Origin of the sequence: Pseudomonas sp. JR33AA (assembly GCF_021378985.1) — a bacterium.
GTDB lineage: Bacteria > Pseudomonadota > Gammaproteobacteria > Pseudomonadales > Pseudomonadaceae > Aquipseudomonas > Aquipseudomonas alloputida.
On sequence record NZ_JAJSAW010000047.1, the window covers coordinates 1 to 1216 of the forward strand.

1 protein-coding gene is annotated in these 1216 nt (G+C 70.4%); it reads right to left on the minus strand.

Annotated elements, in window-relative coordinates; genetic code table 11:
* The coding region (locus LVS58_RS24930; RefSeq protein ID WP_233693240.1) for an amino acid adenylation domain-containing protein at positions 1-1216 on the minus strand (1216 nt) is incomplete at both ends.

Here is a 1216-nt window from a genome sequence, read left to right on the forward strand (position 1 = left end):
ACCCCGTCGGCGTGGTAGCGCGCCAGGTCACCGGTGCGGTACAGGCGCCCGCCAGGGCCACCGAACGGGTCCGGCACGAAGCGCGTGGCGCTCAGGTCGCTGCGCTTGAGGTAGCCGCGCGCCAGGCCGGCGCCGCCCACGTACAGCTCGCCGATGCAGCCTTTGGCGACCGGGTTCAGGTCGCCATCGAGCACATACCAGGACAGGTCGGGGATCGGCACGCCCATCGGGCTGCTGGCCGCCTTGCCCAGGTCGGCCAGCGACAGCGGCCGGTAGCTGACATGCACGGTGGTTTCGGTGATGCCGTACATGTTCACCAACTGCGGCTGGCGGTCGCCGAAGCGTTCGAACCACGGTGCCAGGCTGTTGACGTCCAACGCCTCGCCCCCGAACACCACGCTGCGCAGTGCCAGCGGCCGCGGCGGCTCGGCCGTGGTGGCCACCGCCATCAGTTGCTTGAACGCCGACGGGGTCTGGTTCAGCACCGTGACCTGTTCGTCGGCCAGCAACTGGTAGAAGGCCTCGGGCGAGCGGCTGGTGTGCTGCGGCACGATCACCAGGCGCCCGCCATGCAGCAGGGCGCCGAAGATTTCCCACACCGAGAAGTCGAAGGCATAGGAGTGGAACAGGCTCCACACGTCGTCGCTGCCGAAGCGGAAGTCGGCGTCGGTGGCCGTGAACAGGCGCAGCACGTTGCGCTGCGGCAGCAGCACGCCCTTGGGCTTGCCGGTGGAGCCGGAGGTGTAGATCACGTAGGCGAGGTTGTCCGGGCTGACCGTGACCGGCGAGCAGGCCAGCGGGTCGGCCTGGCTGCTGTCATCGTTGCCATCCAGGCTGAGCACGCGCACGCCGGCCGGCACCGGCAGGCTGGCCAGCACCTGGGGCTGGGCCAGCAGGCGCTGCAGGCCGCTGTCTTCGATCATGTAGGCCAGACGGTCGGCCGGGTAGGCCGGGTCCAGCGGCACGTAGGCACCGCCAGCCTTGAGGATGGCGAAGATGCCAACGACCATGTCCAGCGAGCGCTCGGCGGCCAGGCCGACCAGCACGTCGGGCCCGACCCCGTCGTCGACCAGGCGCCGGGCCAGGGCGTTGGCGCGCTGGTTGAGCTGGGCATAGCTCAGGGCCTGGCCCTCGCAGGTGACGGCGATGGCATCCGGGGTGCGTTGCACCTGGGCCTCGATCCGGCGGTGCAGGGCCTGATCGGCCGGGTACTCGG